Source organism: Mucilaginibacter sp., assembly GCF_039207105.1.
In the GTDB taxonomy this organism is placed as follows: domain Bacteria; phylum Bacteroidota; class Bacteroidia; order Sphingobacteriales; family Sphingobacteriaceae; genus Mucilaginibacter.
Genome location: NZ_JBCECK010000102.1, coordinates 1 through 19,286, shown reverse-complemented (window position 1 = coordinate 19,286; position 19,286 = coordinate 1). Strand labels below are relative to the sequence as shown.

The window sequence follows — 19,286 nt, the reverse complement described above, 5'->3', positions numbered from 1 at the left end:
ATGGTGGTAATGACTGGATATTGATGCGCTATGCTGATGTTATCCTGATGCTTGCCGAAGTAAATATGTACCTTGGGAACACCGCTGATGCTATAAAATATGTTGATATGGTGCGTGCAAGGGCTAATATGCCAACCTATGAAGTATCGTCTCAAGATCCAACCTATGCTTCAAAATATCCAACACTGAAGTTGGCTATATTACATGAAAGACGTGTGGAACTTGCTTTTGAACATCACCGCTTATTTGATTTGCTGAGAACATTCACTACTGATGAATTGGTAGCCTATTTCCACAGCAAAAATCAGGCAGACTTTGGTTCAGCGTTGCTATCAAACTTTACTACTAAAGACAGGTTTTTCCCAATTCCGTTTAACGAGACTAAGTTAAATCCGGTTAAAATGTACCAAAACCCTGGATATTAATGCTATCCGGTACATACCAAACAAAAAGAGCGGCCCAGGCCGCTCATTTTGTTTTAAATAAAATAAGCAAATTACATTGTGGCATATTCACGCTGATACTTATTACGATAATCAATAGGAGATAAGCCGGTGATGCGTTTAAATGTAGTACGGAAAGCTTTGGTGTCTGTATACCCTACATTGTACATCACTTCGTTAACATTTTCGCGTGAGGTTTCCAGGCTTACCTTGGCAGCCTCAATTTTTACACGTTGTATATATTCGGCTACGGTGTTGGCTGTAGCTTTTTTAAACCTGCGCTCCAGATTACGCCTACCAAGGGCGAACATTGATGCTAACTGTTCAACAGTGATCCTTTCCTGGTAATTTTTCTCAATAAATTCCTGCGCTTTTTTTATCGGGTCATCGGCATGGTCTTTTTGTCCCTGGAAAATAATAAATGATGATTGGTTATTACGCTCCATTTCAATGGCAAATACCTTTGCACTTAAAATAGCTATATCACGGCCGGCAAATTTTTCTATGAGGTATAAAATAAGATTGAGGTAGGAGAAAGCTCCGCCGCTTGAGTAAAGACCTTGTTCATCGGTAATGATCTTTTCGGTAACCAGGTTTACCTCTGGAAACATTCTTCTGAAATCGTTTGCAGCCATCCAATGGGTCGCACATTTTTTACCGTTCAGCAAACCTGTTGATGCCAGTAAAAATGCGCCCATACATAAACTGGCCACCTCAGCACCATTATTATACTGATCAGTTATCCAGGGTAAAAAATCTTTATTGTTTTCTACTTCAACACTGATATCACCATCAATTGCAGGAATGATGATCAGGTCGGTTTTTAATACTTCGGCAATAGTTTTGTTTGCATTAACGGTGAATAAGCCGCCGCTAACCGGGGTTTCCTTAGTAAGACCAACCAATTCAACTTTAAAAATAGGATCTTTACCAGCGGCCATAAAAAACTGGTTTACCTGTGTAAGTAATTGCCGCGAGCCTTCCAAACTTCCAAGTATGGCCCTTTTCGGAACAAGTATCGAAATATGTTTCATAATGTGTAATAGGTTAATAATGGTAATAATTCGCCTTTAATCAGACGCATTGATACCCTATCTGTTACAAAATCGCCCTGATTTTACAGCTTAATAAAATATAGATCTAATTTAAATTAATCGTTACGAAAAAGGTAAAGGTTATTGTCGGATAAATTATGGGTTATATTACATGACAGGTTTTTGCTCGTAAATGCTCCAGTATTGATCGGGCGTATTTTGTTTTTGGGCCAATACGATAGCTGAGTTTACACTCCCTTTTGGATCAACCGGTGTAACATACAGATCTGTGTTTTTAAGCCTGATGAGATAAGTGTCTTTTTTGACCTTGATAAATTCATATTGCTGATTAGGGGCATTAGTTACTAATGGCTGTTCTTCAAAAGTAACGTTAGCGGCGGCTTTAGCCGAGGGCTGAAATGTTTTATTAGTAAACAGGTTTTGCAATTGGTAAGTATTTGATCCGGTGTTTTTAAAATTCCAAGTCATACATTTCCAGTTTTCCGGGTGGTAGGCTACCAACGGTGTTCCGTTTTTTGACTCCGCATCCTTTACACGTAAAAGCATACCTGTTTGCACATTTTTTATGGCATAAGTACCCTTAATATCCTGTGCCAAACACGGAAATATCCAAACTGTAAAAATAATTGTTAAAAATGACGAGGCTTTCATGTTCATAGAGTTGGTTAACAAATAACCATCAATATAGCAATTAGTTTGAAAAACTAACACTCGCAATTGTGCATACATATGGCTTGTTTTTATACTTAGAGCTTTATATTGCCGTTTAATAGCCGATAGATATAATGCTGGCTTTGAAACAAAATCAGTATTAAATTAATTATTTACCTGTGTGATAAATTCAATTTGGGTTGAAATCACGAATATTTTTTATGTTTACAAAAAAACAAAACGTAGCTATGAAAGCTTTTAAAACACCCTTATTCCCTTTAATTTTTGCATTATTAGCCATTACGGTATTATCCTGTAAATCAAAAAAACTGGCTCAAAAACCAGTTCCTGTAGAAACTGAACAAACCTATGCACCTAAGCCACAGCCGGCACCAGCACCGGCTCCTGCCAAAAAACCTACTCCGCCACCACCAGTTCCAAAGCCTAACTATAATTTCAGCAATATTCAGTTTGAGTTCAACTCGGCTGTATTAAAAACTTCTTCTTATCAAACATTAGATCAGGCAGCAGCTGAAATGAAAAAAGATAATACCGTGAAATTTGTATTAAACGGTAACGCATCTGCAGAAGGTACTCCAGAACATAACATGGAACTTTCTGTAGAAAGAGCCAATTCAGTAAAATTATACCTGGTAAACAGTGGTATTAATGGTGATAACCTTACTGTAAAAGGTTTAGGTGAAACTAACCCTATAGGTGATAACAATACCGAAGACGGCCGTGTATTAAACCGCAGGGTAGAAATCAAGGTTAACAAATAATCCTTCCATCCATAATAGTTATAAGGCCCGGGTAAGTGTACTTACCCGGGCCTTAAACTTTACAGCCGATGGCAACCAATATCACTTTTAATGCGTAATGATAAAATAACAACGATACTTTATCAGCACATTGAAACATATTGTTAAAGGTATATTAACGCTTCTGAATAGAAGAGAAAAGGTAAAGTTTTACACGCTCATCCTGTTTGATTTGGTTATCAGTGTGCTTGATATTGCATTTTTAGGTGCATTGTTACTAATCATTGGCTTTTATACATCTGGTAAAACGATAGATTCTTCACATTTTGTTCTGCCATCCACTTGGTTCGATAAAGACTCGCTACAACTGATCAGTTTCTTTTTAATCCTGTTTTGCCTTAAAAACTGGGCTGGGTATCTGATACTTCGATTTCAACATCACTTTTTTTATGATGTAGCCTCACGTTTATCCAAAAGAAATATCATCAATTATTTAAAAGGTGACTATATACGCTTTGTAAATGTTGATTCATCAGTGCATATCAGGCAAATTAGTCAGCAGCCAATTGAGTTTAGCCATTATATACTTACTAATGTTCAACAGGTAATTTCACAGGGAATCCTGATTTTGTTTACTGTATGCGCTATCCTTATTTATCAACCAGTATTGTTTTTGATGTTGCTGTTATTATTGTTGCCGCCTATTGTGGTGTTGGGATACTTTATCAGAAAACGATCCAAGCAGATCAGGGTACACACCAAAACTACCAGTGAAAAAGCCATCCAACATTTACAAGAGTCATTATCAGGCTATATTGAAAGTAATATTTATGATAAAAGCGATTTTCTGACTACTCGTTATTCTAACTACCAACAGCAGTTAAATAATAACATAGCCGAGCAGCAATCCTTGCAAGGTTTACCAACACGTTTGGTAGAGGTTTTTGCTGTTTTGGGTTTTTTTATACTACTGCTCATTAATAAATGGTCTGTTCATGGGCCGGTTATTGATTTACTTACCATTGGTATTTTTATGGCTGCAGCTTATAAAATTATTCCGGGTATTATCAAAATATTGAATAGTACCGGGCAAATAAAAACCTACGAGTTTACCCTGAATGATTTGCTTGCAGTAAAAGAACCTATGATAAAATCCAATAAAACTCCGGATTTTATTTTACCTCTATGCGAAATCAACTTTAATAACATCAGCTTCAGTTATAAAGGCCGACAGGTATTAAAAAGTATTAGTTTTAATGTTAAAATTGGTGATTTTGCAGGTTTATCAGCTGTTTCCGGGCGGGGTAAAACTACCTTGATCAATTTACTTTTAGGTTTTTTGACACCCGATGAAGGTAGTATTTTAATTAATGATCAAATTGCCGATGTAAGTAGCAGAAGACAATACTGGAAGAAGATAGCTTATGTAAAACAGCAAAACTATCTGATACATGATACCATACTTAAAAATATTACTTTAAGTGATGAAGAATGCGACCATGACAGATTAGCTTATGCAGTTAACTTTTGCGGCCTTGACAACCTGCTGAATAATGATACAGATGGGTTATATAGAATGGTTAGGGAAAATGGCAAAAACTTAAGTGGTGGCCAGCGGCAAAGGGTAATGCTGGCCAGGGCACTTTATCATGATTTTGATTTGCTGATACTTGATGAACCTTTTGGCGAAATGGATCAGCAGGCGGAAAATGCTATTTTGCTGCAGTTAAGACAGTTGGCACAAACTGGCAAAATTATTTTGTTTATAACACATAATACCGCGAGCCTGACATATTGCAATAAATTGATAACCCTGGAATGAGCAAGCAACAAGCATTGGTAATATTAAGTCCTGGTTTTCCGGCTAACGAGGATGATACAGCTTGTATTCCTCCGCAACAGGTGTTTGTGAGGGCATTAAAACAACATAATCCGCGACTTAATATTGTTGTTGTTAGTTTTCAGTATCCTTTTACAACCATGAACTATGAATGGTTTGAGGTAGAAGTGATAGCATTAGGCGGAAAGGCAAGAGGAGGTCCTTACCGGCTTTTAACCTGGCAAAGAGCTTTACGCGTATTAAAAGATCTAAATAAAAAATACGAAATAACAGGATTACTTAGTTTTTGGCTGGGTGAATGTGCGCTTATTGGTAACCGTTTTGCCCGTAAAAACAACCTGAAACATTATTGCTGGATGCTTGGCCAGGATGCCAGGGCAGGTAACAACTATGTAAAACAAATTAAGCCCGACGGTAACAGGTTAATAGCATTATCTGATTTTTTGGTACGGGAGTTTAATACTAATTACGGGATAAAAGCAACTCATGTTATTACTCCGGGAGTAGATACTTCACTTTTTGAACCATTGGGTACTTCTGTTAGAGATATCGACGTAATGGGTGCAGGATCGCTTATACCACTTAAACAATATGAGCTGTTTATTAATGTGATCAAAAAACTCGTCTTAACTTTTCCAGACATAAAAGCGATTATCTGCGGGAAAGGGCCGGAAATGGGGCAGTTGCAAAAACAGATAATAAGATTAAACCTGACCAATAACATAGAGTTGAAAGGAGAGTTACCGCACCGTGAGGTGTTAAAGCTAATGCAGCGCTCCAAAGTATTTTTACATACTTCTGCTTACGAGGGATATGGGATGGTGTTGAATGAGGCGTTGTATGCCGGCGCACACGTAGTGAGTTTGGTTAACCCTATGGATGAGCGTCATGCTAACCACCATGTTCAGGATAATGCAGAAAGCATTCCCGATATTATTAAAGATCTGCTTAATAAAACAGATAATGTGTATGAGCCTGTATTAATTTACCCTATTCAAACGGTGGTTGCCAAAGTAATGGCCTTATTTACCCACTAATAGGGCTGTCTAAATAACCTGGTGATTGATAACTTCTATTGGGAAAACAAATTCTGGCAAGTATGCTTTTATTTCTGAAACCAGGTCTTCCAATTTACCTTCTACATATTTAAAGGCGCCATCTATTTTAATAAGGGTAAAATGTTTACCTCGCAAATATGGAGCTAACAAAGGCAAAAGTTCCTGCTCAAATAGCCGTATGTTGCCCTGGTGAATCACCAATAGTATATCGGCAGGGGTAATATTATAAAAAGCATTAAGAGCATTTTCCTTTTTCTTGTGGGTAATTACTATATCGGCATCTTTACCTGAAGAAATTTGCCCGGTATTTATTCCCCATATTTTTGATGGTTTAATATTTAAAGAATGGTATAGCTCTTTATCGGTTAGCAATCCGGTTTTATGGGCCATAGCAATATGATCCCAAATATTCCAGTTACTGGTCAAGGTTGAGTCAGTGCCGAATATAACAGCTGTGTTTTGCTTAAGCTGGTGTATTGGCGCTGTTTTATTCAACAAAAAATAATTGGATTGGGGACACCATACAACGGCTTTAAAATGCTTTGCCTGTTTATTGGTCATAGCAACAGCATGAATGCCAATCAGGTTTCTATGTAGGGTATTCCAGGATATTAGTCTGTCTATTTCCCGAGTGGCTTCATCATCAGTACCTTCTCCAGTGTGTATCACCACCGGGAGCTTTTTTTTAAGAGGATTATTTATTTTTAGTTTCCACAATTTTTCAAAAGCAGGGGAGTGCAGGTCATGGGTATCTTCATAAACGGTTATCAATTGTTCGTCAATATTTAAACGTTCGCCGTGGTTAACTACTGTTGTAACTCCACAAAGTAAATTTTTATATATACCCCATTTTATACGAAGCTCAGTAGGTACCTGCAATACATCCTTTATTTCCTGCTTAAATTGTTGATGGATGTAAGCTCCCCATTGTGTATAATTTGTGTAGGTACGCTTGCCTAACTGTGGAAAAAGATTAAAGTCCAGATGATCATGCGAATTGATCAAGCCTGGAAAAACCAGCGCGTCTTTGAAGTGGAGTTGCAAAGCATTCGCATCGTCGACGGTTATATTGGAAGATACGCCATCGATTTTACTCTGATGAATACTCAGACTAATAGTTTGTCCTGTGTTTGCCTCACTCACTCCATGAAGTATCATTTATCCCTTTTTTAAATGTATACCATATATAACCGGGAAACCGTTGTACTTCTCAAATACGTGCATAGCATTTTGCTTAGCGTAAAAAGGCTTCATGCTTTCATCAATTTTTATTTCTTCCTGGTTTAATAATTGAAAGTTATTGTGAAGTAAAACATCCTTAATGGTATAAATAGGATGAACATAGTTGCGCACGGCCATCACCGCGTTATTATGTTTAAAAGTTCGTTTGCCCCCAAATGCCAGCGTATGCGGATGAAAATCGGTTATGATGATCTCACCACCTTTTTTTAACAAGCGGGCCCATGACTGTATGGCTTCTTCAATATTTTCAATATGGGCTACGGTAAGGGTTGATATAATGAGGTCGTATGTCGCGTCCGGAATATCAGAAAATAGATTATCGGTAATTTGTCGGGTATGCGCTTCAGGATATTTTTCTTTCAATTTTTGCAGCATCCCGCCAGATACATCAAAGCCTGTTAGCGCCAAGGGTTGTTTATCAAATATAACCGGCCAGTGCCTGCCGGTGCCACAACCAATATCAGCCACCTGCTTATTCGCAACAGTAATTTGACTAATGAAATAGCTAAATAATTTACTATCAAGGTGAAGCATCAGGTTGTCTGGCTGTTTGTCATAATCGTCTGACCATAAATCGTAAGCCTCTACGGCGCTTTTTTCAGTTACTACAGGTCCCGCTATCCTGTTTTGAAAATAATTTTTTATGGTGCTTAACATAAATATGCTTCTTATATAACAATAACGCTTTTATAAGGCTTTAGGTTGCCCGCGATTTTATTATTAATGTAGGCAACCACTTCCAAAAACGCAGCGTAGTATATATTAACCGGTCGCTGAAAACCGGTCAGTTTTTGATATCTGCTCGATATGAATTATTAATATGGCAACTAAAATCAATAAAGTAATACTGTTTAATCCTAAAAGTGCTAATGCCAAATACCGGATACCTAATTCTATCTTAAATATCGCTGCTTCTATTGAAGGAAAATACGACTGGGCCATTGTGGATGGCAACTGTGAAGCCGATCCGATGGAGAAAATAGAAAGCTATTTAAGAACAGGAGAATATGGTTATCTCGGCTTTACAGTTATGCCTGGCCCGCAGTTGAAACAGGCTATTGAGATATCAAAGGCTATTAAAGAACGATATCCGTATACTACGATGATATGGGGGGGGTATTTTCCGTCCAACCAGCCAAAAGTAGTTCTTGATTCACGTTATGTTGATTTTATTATCAATGGCCCTGGCGATAATGCCTTCCCGCTATTGATAGATGCGCTTGAGAATCATAAACCATATGAGTTTATAAAAAACCTGATCTACAAAGTTGATGGTAAAATAACCAAAACTATTAAAGAAGATCTTCTGGATCAGGATTCATTACCGCCCTTACCATATGACAAGCTGAATAACTTTTATCCCTTAGGTAAATTTTTAGGTAAAACTTATTTAGGCGAGCATACTATGGCTTACCATTCCAGTATCGGTTGCCCTTTTACCTGTTCATTTTGCGCTGTAGTGCCTATTTATGAAGCCAGGTGGAAAGCTAAATCGGCTCAAACCGTTTATAAAGATGTCAAGTACATTAAAGATAACTGGGGAGCAGATGCCATTGAATTTCATGATAATAACTTTTTTGTATCGGAAAAACGCGCGGTTGATTTTTCAAAATTGATCAAGCCCGAAAATATGACCTGGTGGGGCATGGCGCGCATTGATACGATGGATAAGTTTAAAGATTCATCATTAGAGATAATACGTGCGTCTGGATGTAAATGTATATTCTTTGGTGCCGAAAGCGGTAACGATAGTATACTGGAACAGATGGATAAAGGCGGTACACAAACCGGTGAGCAAATCATCCGTTTTGCCGAACGTTTGAAAAAGTTCGACATTATTCCGGAGTACTCTTTTGTATTGGGAACGCCCGCTGCCACTCCTGAAAAAGTACAGCAGCAGATTGACTTTGAGATCAATTTTATAAAAAGGGTAAAAGAGGTAAATCCTAAAACCGAAATTGTTATTTATACCTATACCCCTGTACCTACCGAAGGCTCGGAGCTATATAAACAGGTTTTGGAGCAGGGCTTTACATATCCGCAAACTTTAGAAGACTGGATCAGCCCATCATGGGAAAGTTTTGATCTGCGCAAAAATCCGCTAACACCCTGGATAAAACCGGAGATGATAGATAAGATCAGGAATTTCGAAACGGTGCTGAATGGTGTTTATCCAACGGTTACGGATATTAAACTGAACGATCTTAAAAGAAGATCTATCAAATTGTTATCAACCCTGCGCTACAAAACCAATATGTATAAATATCCATATGAAATAAAGTTGCTGCAAAGGTTTTGGCAATATCGTCAGCCCGAAATACAGGGCTTTTAATTGTGTTGAATCTTGAAAGAAAGTAGAACAGATATGCCCCCGGCTACTCATCAGTCTTCCGAAGAAGTACTGGAGGAGATGTATATTGCTATACGTGAAAAGGAGGGGAGGATATATACTGATAAGCAGGTTGCGCAGTTACCTCTTATTGATAAAGGCCACCGCTTTTATAAAGAATGGGTAATCAGAGAACGCTCAAGTCAGCGCCTGATAAATTATCTGGCTGCAATGCGCAAGCCACTTAATATTCTGGAGATTGGCTGTGGTAATGGCTGGTTGTCTGCAAAATTGGCGGCGATACCCAATGCCAAAGTAACCGGACTTGATCCAAACCGTGTTGAAATAGAGCAAGCCCGGCGGGTGTTTAAAAAGTCCAATTTGCAATTTGTTCAAAAAGGATTCGACGGGCAAGTCTTTGACGAAAACGTGAAATTTGATTTGATCATATTTGCAGCTTCGGTACAATATTTTGCTTCGGTAAGGGAGGTCATGGCCAATGCTTTTGCTTTATTGACAAAAGGAGGCAAAGTGCATATTCTGGATACACCTTTTTATAACAAGCAACAGGCCGATGTAGCCGCGAAACGATGCCGCGAATATTATCAGGATATGGGATTTGAGGCAATGGCCGATCACTACTTTCACCACACACTAAATAAAATGAGTGCGTTTAAACACAAAATATTGTTTGATCCGCGTGGCTTGTGGAATCGGATAATTAAGAAAGATGTTTTTTATTGGATCGTGTTAAAACCTTAATTATGCCAGGGCAATCGTTATACCATACTTTTAAGCGTTACCGCACGTTGCAAACGCACCGCATATCAGCATTACCTATTGTAATACTGATGCCCCACAGCGCATGTAATTGCCGTTGTGTTATGTGCGATATTTGGAAGGATAATAAAAACCTGAAGCAGTTGACTGAAAAGGATATCAGTGGATTGCTCGCGTCACTAAAAAAGATGGGTACCCGGCAAGTATTGATGTCTGGCGGCGAAGCTTTACTAAATACCAATTTTTTTGTACTGTGTCGTATTCTTAAAAATGTTGGTATTAAGGTAACACTACTTACTACAGGTCTTTCTATAAAAAACAATGCCGAACAACTATTAACCTGGGTTGATGACCTGATAGTTTCGTTAGATGGTGATGAACCTTTACATGATGCCATCAGGAATATTCCTAATGCTTTTCGCAAGCTTAAGGAAGGTGTGGAATATATCAAGAAATTGAATCCGGCTTATCGTATTACCGGCCGTACAGTGATACACCGACTCAATTTCAGGAATTGGGCCGCCATAATAGCCGAATCAAAAAAAATGGGGCTTGATCAGATCAGCTTTTTACCGGCCGATGTTAGTAGCCATGCTTTTAATCGCCAACAAGCATGGGAAGAACCCCGGCAGGATGAGATCCTGATCGCCGAGCGCGAGCTACCTGAATTAAATAAGGTGATCGATCATCTGCTAAAAGAATATGATGCCGAATTTGAAAATGGTTTTATAGCTGAAAGTCGCGCAAAGATTAAAGATGTATATCATTACTATGCCGCGTTTTATGGTTTGAATGCTTTTCCTTTCAAGAAATGTAATGCGCCTTGGGTATCAACCGTTGTTGAGGCCGATGGTGCTGTAAGGCCATGTTTTTTTATGGATACGATGGGTAATATCCGGGACAAGTCTCTTGATGATATTTTAAATAGCAAAGAGGCCGTCGCTTTCCGCAAGTCATTGAATACATCGGCAAATCCAGCTTGTATAAAGTGTGTTTGCTCACTTAACCTGTCGCCCCTAACCAGTCTTAGTTAATCTATGGAACAGTTAAATAATATACTTTTTACGCATTCCTATTTTTTGCGTTTTGATCCTAAGCAATGGGCTCAGGGGCAACCTTATGCGCCACTGGGTACCATATATGCCGCAGCTTTGATGAGGCAGCATAATTACGAAGTATCACTTTTTGATACCATGTTCAGGCATTCACCTTTTGAAGTGATTGATGCCCTTGATGAACACCGTCCTGATTTTTTTGTTATATACGATGATGGATTTAACTATCTCACTAAAATGTGCCTTACCAACATGCGTGAGGCAGCATTTAAAATGTGCAAGCTGGCAAAACAACGTGGCTGTACAGTAATTGTATCCAGTTCTGATTCAACCGACCGATACAAAGAATACCTGCAGGAAGGCGCTGATTTTGTGATCATTGGTGAGGCCGAACAAACCCTGCTGCAACTGGTAACAGCTATTAAAAATGGCAAGACTGATCATACAGATATCCAGGGATTGGCGTATACAAAAGAAACCGTTCCATTTAAAACATTTGCCCGCCCCGTTCTGAAAGATCTGGATAGTTTGCCTTTACCCGCATGGGATCTGGTGGATATTGAACCATATCGTGAATGCTGGTTACAGCACAAAGGATATTTCTCCATGAATATAGGCACTACCCGTGGTTGCCCTTTTAAATGTAACTGGTGCGCCAAACCTATTTATGGTAACCGCTATAATTCTCGCAGTCCTGAAAATGTGATCAGTGAGCTAAAGCTGATCAAGCAAATGTTCAACATGGATCATGTTTGGTTTTGCGATGATATTTTTGGCTTAAAACCAGGCTGGATAGTGGAATTTGCCAAGCTTATTGAGCAGGAAAATATCAAATTCAGATATAAACTGCAATCAAGGGCTGATTTGCTTTTAGATGAGAAAACCGTACAAGCGCTGGCCGCCTCAGGCTGTGATAATGTCTGGATAGGAGCCGAAAGCGGTTCGCAAAAAATATTGGATGCTATGGATAAGGGCACTAATATTGATCAAATACATACAGCTACTCACCTGATGAAAAAGCATGGCATTAAGCCATCATTTTTTATACAGTTTGGCTATCCCGGCGAAACGAGGGAGGATATCGCCCAAACCATTAAAATGATCAATGCCCTTTTGCCTTTTGAAATAGGTATATCGGTTTCGTACCCTTTACCTGGAACCGTATTTTATGAGAAGGTAAAGACTGATCTGCAGCAAAAAACCAACTGGACAGACTCAGACGAGATGGCCCTAATGTTTAGTAACACGTTTAGCCCTGCTTATTACAAGCAATTACACAAATATGTGCATCAAAACTATCACGCGCATCTGGCTAAATACAACCTGGTTAAATTGCTTAGTAATCCATTTAAACTCAATACAAAGCGCATGAGGAAAGCGGCCTCTGTTTTATATCACGCGCCGGCTATGATAATAGAAGGGTATAAATTAAGTCAACTAGAGAAAGCATCATGAACGATACAAGCATATTAAGTAACGAAAGCGATGCCTCTACAGCGTTTAGCAGGCAATCAACCATATTTGACCAAATTTATTCGGCCAACACCATTATTAATTACAAACGGGCAAGGGTAAGACAGCATGTTTTAAACCATCTTGCTCCAGGTAGTAGCATATTGGAGTTAAATAGTGGTACCGGTGAAGATGCTATATTTTTTGCTCAGCAGGGCCACCATGTTCATGCAACTGATATATCAACCGGTATGCAAGAGGTGCTGCATCAAAAAACAGTTCCTTACCGCGACAAAATCAGCCAGGAGATATGTTCATTTACCGAGCTTGAGGAGTTAAAAAACAAAGGCCCTTTTGATCTTATATTCTCCAACTTTGGGGGGCTTAATTGTACCGGCGAATTGGAAAAAGTATTATTATCATTTGATGCATTACTTAAACGCGGTGGCAAGGTTACACTCGTGATTATTCCCGGCTTTTGCTTGTGGGAGACACTATTAGTATTTAAAGGCAAATTTAAAACCGCGTTCCGCAGGTTTTTTAGCAGCAAAGGCAGAACCGCGCATATTGAGGGTACTTATTTTAAATGCTGGTATTACAGCCCGTCATTTGTTATTAAAACCTTGCGGCATTCATATCAAGTATTGGGGATAGAAGGACTTTGCACCATAGTGCCACCATCATATATTGAAGGCTTTGCCGAAAAACACCCGCGGGCCTATCAATTTCTGAAAAATAAGGAAGATAAGTTGAAGGATAAATGGCCCTGGAAATATATGGGCGATTACTTTATTATTTCTTTAGAAAAGAAGTAACCTGAAAAAAGATTTTATTTGATATTATTATAACCAGCATCATAGCTATTAATTAGCTACACTATGATGGTTATCTTCAAGCAACTGGGCTATTCTTGACTCATAACGTTTAATAAGTTTAACCTGAAAATTTCCCGGGTCTGGCTTTGAAAAATGTTTTCCGGTAGCCATTGCCATCACCATTCCATGATCGTTCAGTTTCTTTTCTTCGGTTTTTTGCTTCCACCTGTCGGCGGTAATTTTCATTAAGCGGTTGTCAAGCTTATCGCCAAGACGATTGTTCAGCAACCATTCCATAATACTTTTTATGGCTATTTTACGTAAGGGTTTTGCTGTTGATACCCGCATAATATGATTAGGCAGGTAGTTCCGTGTCCATGCATTGGCCGTAAAAAAGTCAGCAAATGTGGTATCCCCTTGTATCGGTATCAGCGTAACAACTTCTGTAGCTGTATAGATGTTCTTTTCCGGAATTTCCAGTTGTTGTTCATCTACGTAGTAATTCATGCAAAAAAAATGCTCACGGTTTACTAAAAAGGTAAGCTTTTTCAGAAAATGCATTAAGGTACGTGCTATCCAAAGCCTGTTAGGTGCCGTGATCAGGAAAAAATCGATATCGGACTCTTCGTCTGCAAAATTTTTGGAAAGTGAACCCGAAATAGCGATACCACGTACGTAAGGAAACTTAATTAAAAGGTTGCCAATTTTCCTGGCCGTTTTAATCATTTCAAAAGCTTTCTCGTTACCATTATTTCTGCGCTCTATCAAGTATGGATCATTTTTTAAAGTATAAAATTTATCAAAACGATAAATTAACCGACCACTTACCAAACAAGACATAGCCACATCAAAAAGTATTGGGTCGCACTTAACGGGTAAAAATAAACAGATTTCATCCCTGGTAAGCGGATAGTTGAACACGTCGAAATAAGCGAGTGTTGCTAATATGTTTTTTTTAATTTCGTCTGCCAAGGTACTGTTAGTTTAATAGTATTTATTAATATGACGTAACGGGTAAGGTGTTGGTTGCCAATGAAGTCAAATAATCATCTGATTCTGTTTCTCTTTTAATAACATTTTTATTGTTGGTATTTGAGAAAATGAAAAGGGAAAAAAATAGGCTGTAAAACATCACTCCCTTATCTACATCGAGCAGGTTTTCGGTAAAAGAAACAATAGTGATGATCAGCATAAAGCTGATGAACAAAACATCCCTGTTTTTAATACTGGCTTTGAACCCATACATAAGGGTTAATAAATAAATGATCAATCCCCATATACCCGATTTTAGTATAAAGCTGATGTATTGATTATGAGAATTTAGCCCGTGCAGGTATGAGCTGTACAGTTTGGCATTATAAAAATCATCTTTCAGTAAGCCCACTTCTGATCCGGAACCATAGCCAGCCAGTGGTCTGTCTTTTATACGCTGGGCAGCTACCTGCCAGCGTTCAATTCGGGAGTCGGAATTTCTAAGTATCGTTTTGTTTGAGGATATATCTTCAGTTAAAAGTGTCACATAACGTTCGCGAAAAGTAGATACACTTAAAATTCCCGCCACGGCCACTACAGAAATAAAAAGCCCTATTAACATAAATTTCTTTCGGGCTGCTCCGCTAAGCACATAGTAGGGAAGTACGACGTTCGCGATAATAAATAAGATAATTACTATTGATTTTGAGCTAAGCTGGATAATACCGCCTACCAAAATAAGACAGCAAATAGAATAGAATATTTTAAAAGCTTTGGAGGGTAAATCGCCCTTCATTAAAATATATAAAAGGTTTACCAGGGCTATTAATAGTTGAAATGAAAAAAACGTAGCATGTATATTGATGGGGCCGGCAAAATTATGGTTAGTAAATCCTTCGGAAAATAATGCGCTCAAGGGTAAGTGATAGTATCTGATAGTAATAAGGGCAACCGCGAACAGATAAAATACCGTTAGAGAGCAAACTAATGAAAACGTCAGCAAGAGATTAGCTCTGTATTTTTTAAGATCAAGCTGATTGACTGTAAAAAGCACCGGGAAAAGTAATATCGGTATCCGCAGCGTCCATTCGTTAAAGGCCCCGGTTAAATTTATAGTGTAAGTTGTTGCTATAATAGTAACCAATAAAACAGATGATAACACAAGTATTTTGCGGGAGCGAACCGCCTGCAGATCTTCCTTTTTTGTATGTATGAACGTATGTAATGCAAAACTGATCAGTATAATATGGCTATAAAAAAAATCAAAAGGCAGGCTGGCCAATAGCAATACCAGGTGGTAATAACTTATTTTATTAACCTTGCTATCGTTAATGAGCAGCAACTGTTTCATAATGTGAGTGATGTGTATGCCTGTAGCTTTTTATGATAAACTCCTCATATTGATCAATTACACTTTCCCAGTTAAACTGCGATTGTATTTTTTGAAGATTGTTCAACACCATATTTTTCTCCTTGTCCTTCCATTGTACATTTTCAACAAGCTCTTTTACTTCTGTCGCGTTTGAGAAATAAAAGGCATCTGTGTTTAATACTGATTTGTTAAAAGGGTTATTATGTGCCGCAATCAGGGCTTCGCTGGCCATAGCTTCCAATAATGATGGGTTGGTACCGCCAACGCTATGACCATGAAAATACAGGTAGGAGTTGTTCTGAAGCGAACGTACTTTAGGCGTATCAAAAATGGCACCTTTAAATTCTATGCGCTCGTCATTATTAAATTTATTGGTGATATATTTTCCAAACCGGTTGCCGGTATCTCCTAAAACTTTAAACTTTTTGTCTGAATTGCTTTTATTAAAGCCATCTAAAATAGTTTCAATATTGTTTTCAGGCTCCATGCGAGCCATTAGCAAAAAATAATCTTCCTTTAAAGCCTCAGCATGGTCATATTGTTCGCGCTCAAGCTCGGTATAAACTTCAGCCCCGTACGGAATATATTCGCTTTCTATTTGATATTTATCAGCCAGGTATGACCGGATAACCTTTGAATCTGAAATGTAGTACTGACTATACTTTACAGCAAGTTTTTCGGCGTATTTTAAAAAATGCTGCACTGGTTTGGAGTACTTTGATCTTTTCCATTCCAGACCATCCATATTGGTAATAATAATGCTGTTTTTAGGGTAAAGCTTGCCCCAGACAGAGCTGCTGGTGTAGCCCATGATCAGTACAACATCAAAATTACTTTTGCGGGCATCACGCAGGCAGTTCATATCATAGATAAACTGACCTGCTGTACCTACCAAATATTCCGGATCATAGCAATGCTTTATTTGCACTCCATTCCAATTATTTGACTGATAAGGGTGGTTGTGCGAATTGTATACGGTTACCGCATGCCCACGGCTAACCAGGCCTGCCGAAACATATTCAGATATATGCTCAAAACCACCGTAATAGTTTGGTACTCCTCGTGTTCCTAATATGGCAATGCGTAATTTCATAGCTATAATACTGATTGATATGCTTTTAAAGTTTGTGAAGCCGCTTGCTTCCAGGTGTATTGTTTTAATATGCGATGCCTCAAGTTTTCATCATAAGGGGCCGAACTTGCCCTTTCCACGGCATCCAGGATACTTTCAGGCGAAGCTGGATCACAGTAATAAGCATCATTGGCAAAGTACTCGCGCACATCTCCCTTATCACTGGTTACAATGTTACAGCCCATTAAAGCAGCTTCAATGGAGCTTAAACCAGTGGTTTCAAACCAGCTTGGTAATATATGAACCTTTGCCTGCCGATAATATTTAACCAGTTCGTGCTGCGGCATATGCTCAATAAAAGTCACGTTATCAGCTGCTGCATTACGGCATTCCTGATAATAGGCCAACTGATTAGGCGCATGTGTACCTATAAGCAGTAAACGGTAGGGTGTATTGTTAAGCGCGTGTATCAGGTTTAACTGATTTTTAATACCCTCAATCCTCGCAGCACATAATATCAGTTTTTCATCTTTTTTAACAGATGAGTCATAGTTAAACATATTTGGATCTGCACCATTGGGTACAATCAGGTAGTTTACATGGGGCTGATAAGATTGTACTACACGCCTGTATTCTGATTCAGAATTGGGTAATATCATGGCGGCCCTGCTCAATATATTTTTAATGCTTTTACGCTGGCCCAGCCAGGTATAAGATGCGCTTGATAAACTATCGCGGCCAAGTATGTAGCGGGCTATTGATTTGATGTATTCAATAGTATCTGTTGAAAGATAACGCAAAAGTCTGCCGGTACCTTTACGGTGATATTTGTCATACTCACCATAATTGCAAAGTATAGTGGATATTACATAGGGTATGCCTGCTTTTTGGCTATGATAAAGTATATCGGCAGGGCGGGTGAGGTTAAAAAAGTGTAGCAGATCATAATTGTGGTACTGGATATGTTCATTAGCCAGTTTTATTTCGGCGGAAATACCCATCTCTGTCAAATGGCGTGCTGTTTGTACAGCCTGAACTGTATCTCCACCAGGCACAGTATATATAGTTGACCTGGTAATAAATGCTACTTTGATCATTGTGACACCCTCCCTGAACTCATTTTGTATAACCACATGATCAATTTTTCGGGCAGATAGCTCACTGTGTATAACAGGTAATTATCCAACCTCAGGGGCGATATACCGATAGCTTTAGTGGCATGCACCCTTGCTTTTTGTGGTTGAAAGCTGTTAACTAATAGTTTTTTTGCGCAAAGGGCATAGTATGAGCCTTCTTTTATTTTAGGTGAGTATTGTTTTTCGCCCATCTCTGCCAGTAAATTCCCTTCCAGAGGGGTAATGCTGCGGGTTTTAAGCGATGAGTATTTGATTTCTAAAAACCTGCTTGGACGCCATTTTTCATCAATAGTAATAGATTCCGGATTTAGCCTTAATTTGATTAAAGGCTGAGGAAAATTATAAGCCTTTTGACTTTTCAGGATATTGGCCCATAAAAAGTGATCTTCAAAAGTGTAGGCATGTTCATTATAACCACCCGCATTTAATATCACGTCTTTTTTATAAAATACTGTAGAATGAATAAACGGACAAACAGATGATTCTAACTGCTGAATATCTTCATTGTGGATAGCGGGTGGGGTAGATGTAAAGAGAAAATTACCATCCATATCCATGTAGTTAGCTGCCCCGCCCAGAATGGTGTAATCCGGGTTGTTTATCATAAAGTCATATTGCATCTGCAATCTTTCTGAAATACATACATCATCAGCATCAAAACGGGCTACATAAGGCGCCCTTGCATATTGCAAGCCTTTGTTAAGGGCAAGTGATACACCTTTGTTCTCCTGGTATATCATTACAATTCTGGGGTCATTAAATGCCTGTATCACATCGGCAGTGTTATCAGTTGAGCCATCGTTTACAATCAGTAACTCAAAGTCGGTAAAAGTTTGCTGCAGCACAGATTCAATAGCTTCGCCTATATACTTGTCCGCATTATACGCAGGCATTAAAACCGTTATCTTAGGTACATCAAAATTCATGGTAAGGGAGCTTCAAGCGTTTGGGTTTCCTTAATATTGAGCAATAAAAGCAATTCAAAAAATACCATTACCGATAATTGCTCAAACCAATAATCTGTAAATAAAACAGCCATCATTAAAAATAAAATGGGAATACCATAGGTTAGTTTTTGGTAATGTTTTGCGAAAAAGCCCAGATAGTATATTGAAAAAACAAGCAAGCCGATAAGGCCATATTCGGCCAGTATCTGGTCGTAAACTGAAAACGGACTGTTGGTTAATGAATGTGAGCCTGATGATTTACTAAAGTAATTGAGGTACAGATCAAGGTGGTTAACCAGGAAATTA

19 protein-coding genes are annotated in these 19,286 nt (G+C 38.6%); 9 read left to right on the top strand and 10 right to left on the bottom strand.

What is annotated here, in order from left to right:
* On the top strand, window positions 1-425 hold a 425-nt coding region (locus AAGC65_RS18040; protein WP_343113860.1), incomplete at its 5' end, for a RagB/SusD family nutrient uptake outer membrane protein.
* 71 nt (window positions 426-496) lie between these two features.
* Here the strand turns inward: AAGC65_RS18040 and AAGC65_RS18035 are convergent.
* Together AAGC65_RS18035 and AAGC65_RS18030 are read right to left on the bottom strand one after the other, a co-directional pair.
* Window positions 497-1,477, bottom strand: coding sequence for a helix-turn-helix domain-containing protein (locus AAGC65_RS18035; RefSeq protein ID WP_343113859.1), 981 nt, complete (start codon window positions 1,475-1,477; stop codon window positions 497-499).
* Window positions 1,478-1,645: 168 nt separating this feature from the next.
* On the bottom strand, window positions 1,646-2,155 hold the full coding sequence (locus AAGC65_RS18030) for an RICIN domain-containing protein (protein WP_343113858.1): 510 nt from the start codon (window positions 2,153-2,155) through the stop codon (window positions 1,646-1,648).
* Between the two features lie 215 nt (window positions 2,156-2,370).
* Between AAGC65_RS18030 and AAGC65_RS18025 the strand changes: the two genes are divergently transcribed.
* From AAGC65_RS18025 to AAGC65_RS18015, 3 genes are all read left to right on the top strand, one after another.
* Window positions 2,371-2,931 carry an OmpA family protein gene (locus AAGC65_RS18025; protein WP_343113857.1) on the top strand — a complete coding sequence of 187 codons (561 nt, stop codon included), beginning with the start codon at window positions 2,371-2,373 and terminating at the stop codon, window positions 2,929-2,931.
* A gap of 130 nt (window positions 2,932-3,061) precedes the next feature.
* Window positions 3,062-4,732, top strand: a complete 1,671-nt coding sequence (locus tag AAGC65_RS18020; RefSeq protein WP_343113856.1) for an ABC transporter ATP-binding protein — start codon at window positions 3,062-3,064, stop codon at window positions 4,730-4,732.
* Window positions 4,729-5,787 carry a glycosyltransferase gene (locus AAGC65_RS18015; RefSeq protein ID WP_343113855.1) on the top strand — a complete coding sequence of 353 codons (1,059 nt, stop codon included), beginning with the start codon at window positions 4,729-4,731 and terminating at the stop codon, window positions 5,785-5,787. The genes AAGC65_RS18020 and AAGC65_RS18015 overlap by 4 nt, the downstream gene beginning before the upstream one ends.
* A gap of 9 nt (window positions 5,788-5,796) precedes the next feature.
* On the opposite strand, the gene AAGC65_RS18010 is transcribed toward AAGC65_RS18015, so the two are convergent.
* Window positions 5,797-6,966, bottom strand: a complete 1,170-nt coding sequence (locus AAGC65_RS18010; RefSeq protein ID WP_343113854.1) for an amidohydrolase family protein — start codon at window positions 6,964-6,966, stop codon at window positions 5,797-5,799.
* On the bottom strand, window positions 6,967-7,707 hold the full coding sequence (locus AAGC65_RS18005) for a class I SAM-dependent methyltransferase (protein WP_343113853.1): 741 nt from the start codon (window positions 7,705-7,707) through the stop codon (window positions 6,967-6,969). It abuts the gene before it with no gap.
* Between the two features lie 163 nt (window positions 7,708-7,870).
* Between AAGC65_RS18005 and AAGC65_RS18000 the strand changes: the two genes are divergently transcribed.
* The 5 genes from AAGC65_RS18000 to AAGC65_RS17980 are packed head-to-tail and all read left to right on the top strand — an operon-like array spanning window position 7,871 to window position 13,481.
* A complete protein-coding gene (locus AAGC65_RS18000) occupies window positions 7,871-9,382 on the top strand; it encodes a B12-binding domain-containing radical SAM protein (RefSeq protein ID WP_343113852.1) in 1,512 nt (503 codons plus the stop codon).
* Window positions 9,383-9,394: 12 nt separating this feature from the next.
* Window positions 9,395-10,141, top strand: coding sequence for a class I SAM-dependent methyltransferase (locus tag AAGC65_RS17995; protein WP_343113851.1), 747 nt, complete (start codon window positions 9,395-9,397; stop codon window positions 10,139-10,141).
* Between the two features lie 2 nt (window positions 10,142-10,143).
* Window positions 10,144-11,193 carry a radical SAM protein gene (locus tag AAGC65_RS17990; RefSeq protein WP_343113850.1) on the top strand — a complete coding sequence of 350 codons (1,050 nt, stop codon included), beginning with the start codon at window positions 10,144-10,146 and terminating at the stop codon, window positions 11,191-11,193.
* 3 nt (window positions 11,194-11,196) lie between these two features.
* Window positions 11,197-12,669, top strand: coding sequence for a B12-binding domain-containing radical SAM protein (locus tag AAGC65_RS17985; RefSeq protein ID WP_343113849.1), 1,473 nt, complete (start codon window positions 11,197-11,199; stop codon window positions 12,667-12,669).
* Entirely contained in the window at window positions 12,666-13,481 is an 816-nt protein-coding gene (locus tag AAGC65_RS17980) for a class I SAM-dependent methyltransferase (protein ID WP_343113848.1), read from the top strand. Before AAGC65_RS17985 ends, AAGC65_RS17980 begins: the two co-directional genes overlap by 4 nt.
* 48 nt (window positions 13,482-13,529) lie before the next feature.
* Here AAGC65_RS17980 and AAGC65_RS17975 read toward each other — a convergent pair whose 3' ends face one another.
* From AAGC65_RS17975 to AAGC65_RS17950, 6 genes are all read right to left on the bottom strand, one after another.
* On the bottom strand, window positions 13,530-14,453 hold the full coding sequence (locus tag AAGC65_RS17975) for a hypothetical protein (protein ID WP_343113847.1): 924 nt from the start codon (window positions 14,451-14,453) through the stop codon (window positions 13,530-13,532).
* Window positions 14,454-14,478: 25 nt separating this feature from the next.
* Window positions 14,479-15,804 (bottom strand): O-antigen ligase family protein, encoded by a 1,326-nt coding sequence (locus tag AAGC65_RS17970; RefSeq protein ID WP_343113846.1) that lies wholly within the window; start codon window positions 15,802-15,804, stop codon window positions 14,479-14,481.
* A complete protein-coding gene (locus AAGC65_RS17965; RefSeq protein WP_343113845.1) occupies window positions 15,782-16,918 on the bottom strand; it encodes a DUF1972 domain-containing protein in 1,137 nt (378 codons plus the stop codon). Before AAGC65_RS17965 ends, AAGC65_RS17970 begins: the two co-directional genes overlap by 23 nt.
* A 2-nt stretch (window positions 16,919-16,920) precedes the next feature.
* On the bottom strand, window positions 16,921-17,994 hold the full coding sequence (locus tag AAGC65_RS17960; protein WP_343113844.1) for a glycosyltransferase family 4 protein: 1,074 nt from the start codon (window positions 17,992-17,994) through the stop codon (window positions 16,921-16,923).
* Complete coding sequence (locus tag AAGC65_RS17955) at window positions 17,991-18,959, bottom strand: glycosyltransferase (RefSeq protein ID WP_343113843.1); 969 nt, start codon at window positions 18,957-18,959, stop codon at window positions 17,991-17,993. The genes AAGC65_RS17960 and AAGC65_RS17955 overlap by 4 nt, the downstream gene beginning before the upstream one ends.
* The coding region (locus AAGC65_RS17950; protein ID WP_343113842.1) for a hypothetical protein at window positions 18,956-19,286 on the bottom strand (331 nt) is incomplete at its 5' end. The genes AAGC65_RS17950 and AAGC65_RS17955, both read right to left, overlap by 4 nt.

Bases quoted from the DNA above. Each gene is read 5' to 3' on its own strand.
- AAGC65_RS18035 (WP_343113859.1), bottom strand. From the start codon at position 1,477: ATGAAACATATTTCGATACTTGTTCCGAAAAGGGCCATACTTGGAAGT.
- AAGC65_RS18030 (WP_343113858.1), bottom strand. From the start codon at position 2,155: ATGAACATGAAAGCCTCGTCATTTTTAACAATTATTTTTACAGTTTGG.
- AAGC65_RS18025 (WP_343113857.1), top strand. From the start codon at position 2,371: ATGTTTACAAAAAAACAAAACGTAGCTATGAAAGCTTTTAAAACACCC.
- AAGC65_RS18015 (WP_343113855.1), top strand. From the start codon at position 4,729: ATGAGCAAGCAACAAGCATTGGTAATATTAAGTCCTGGTTTTCCGGCT.
- AAGC65_RS18010 (WP_343113854.1), bottom strand. From the start codon at position 6,966: ATGATACTTCATGGAGTGAGTGAGGCAAACACAGGACAAACTATTAGT.
- AAGC65_RS18005 (WP_343113853.1), bottom strand. From the start codon at position 7,707: ATGTTAAGCACCATAAAAAATTATTTTCAAAACAGGATAGCGGGACCT.
- AAGC65_RS18000 (WP_343113852.1), top strand. From the start codon at position 7,871: ATGGCAACTAAAATCAATAAAGTAATACTGTTTAATCCTAAAAGTGCT.
- AAGC65_RS17990 (WP_343113850.1), top strand. From the start codon at position 10,144: ATGCCAGGGCAATCGTTATACCATACTTTTAAGCGTTACCGCACGTTG.
- AAGC65_RS17985 (WP_343113849.1), top strand. From the start codon at position 11,197: ATGGAACAGTTAAATAATATACTTTTTACGCATTCCTATTTTTTGCGT.
- AAGC65_RS17980 (WP_343113848.1), top strand. From the start codon at position 12,666: ATGAACGATACAAGCATATTAAGTAACGAAAGCGATGCCTCTACAGCG.
- AAGC65_RS17970 (WP_343113846.1), bottom strand. From the start codon at position 15,804: ATGAAACAGTTGCTGCTCATTAACGATAGCAAGGTTAATAAAATAAGT.
- AAGC65_RS17965 (WP_343113845.1), bottom strand. From the start codon at position 16,918: ATGAAATTACGCATTGCCATATTAGGAACACGAGGAGTACCAAACTAT.
- AAGC65_RS17960 (WP_343113844.1), bottom strand. From the start codon at position 17,994: ATGATCAAAGTAGCATTTATTACCAGGTCAACTATATATACTGTGCCT.
- AAGC65_RS17955 (WP_343113843.1), bottom strand. From the start codon at position 18,959: ATGAATTTTGATGTACCTAAGATAACGGTTTTAATGCCTGCGTATAAT.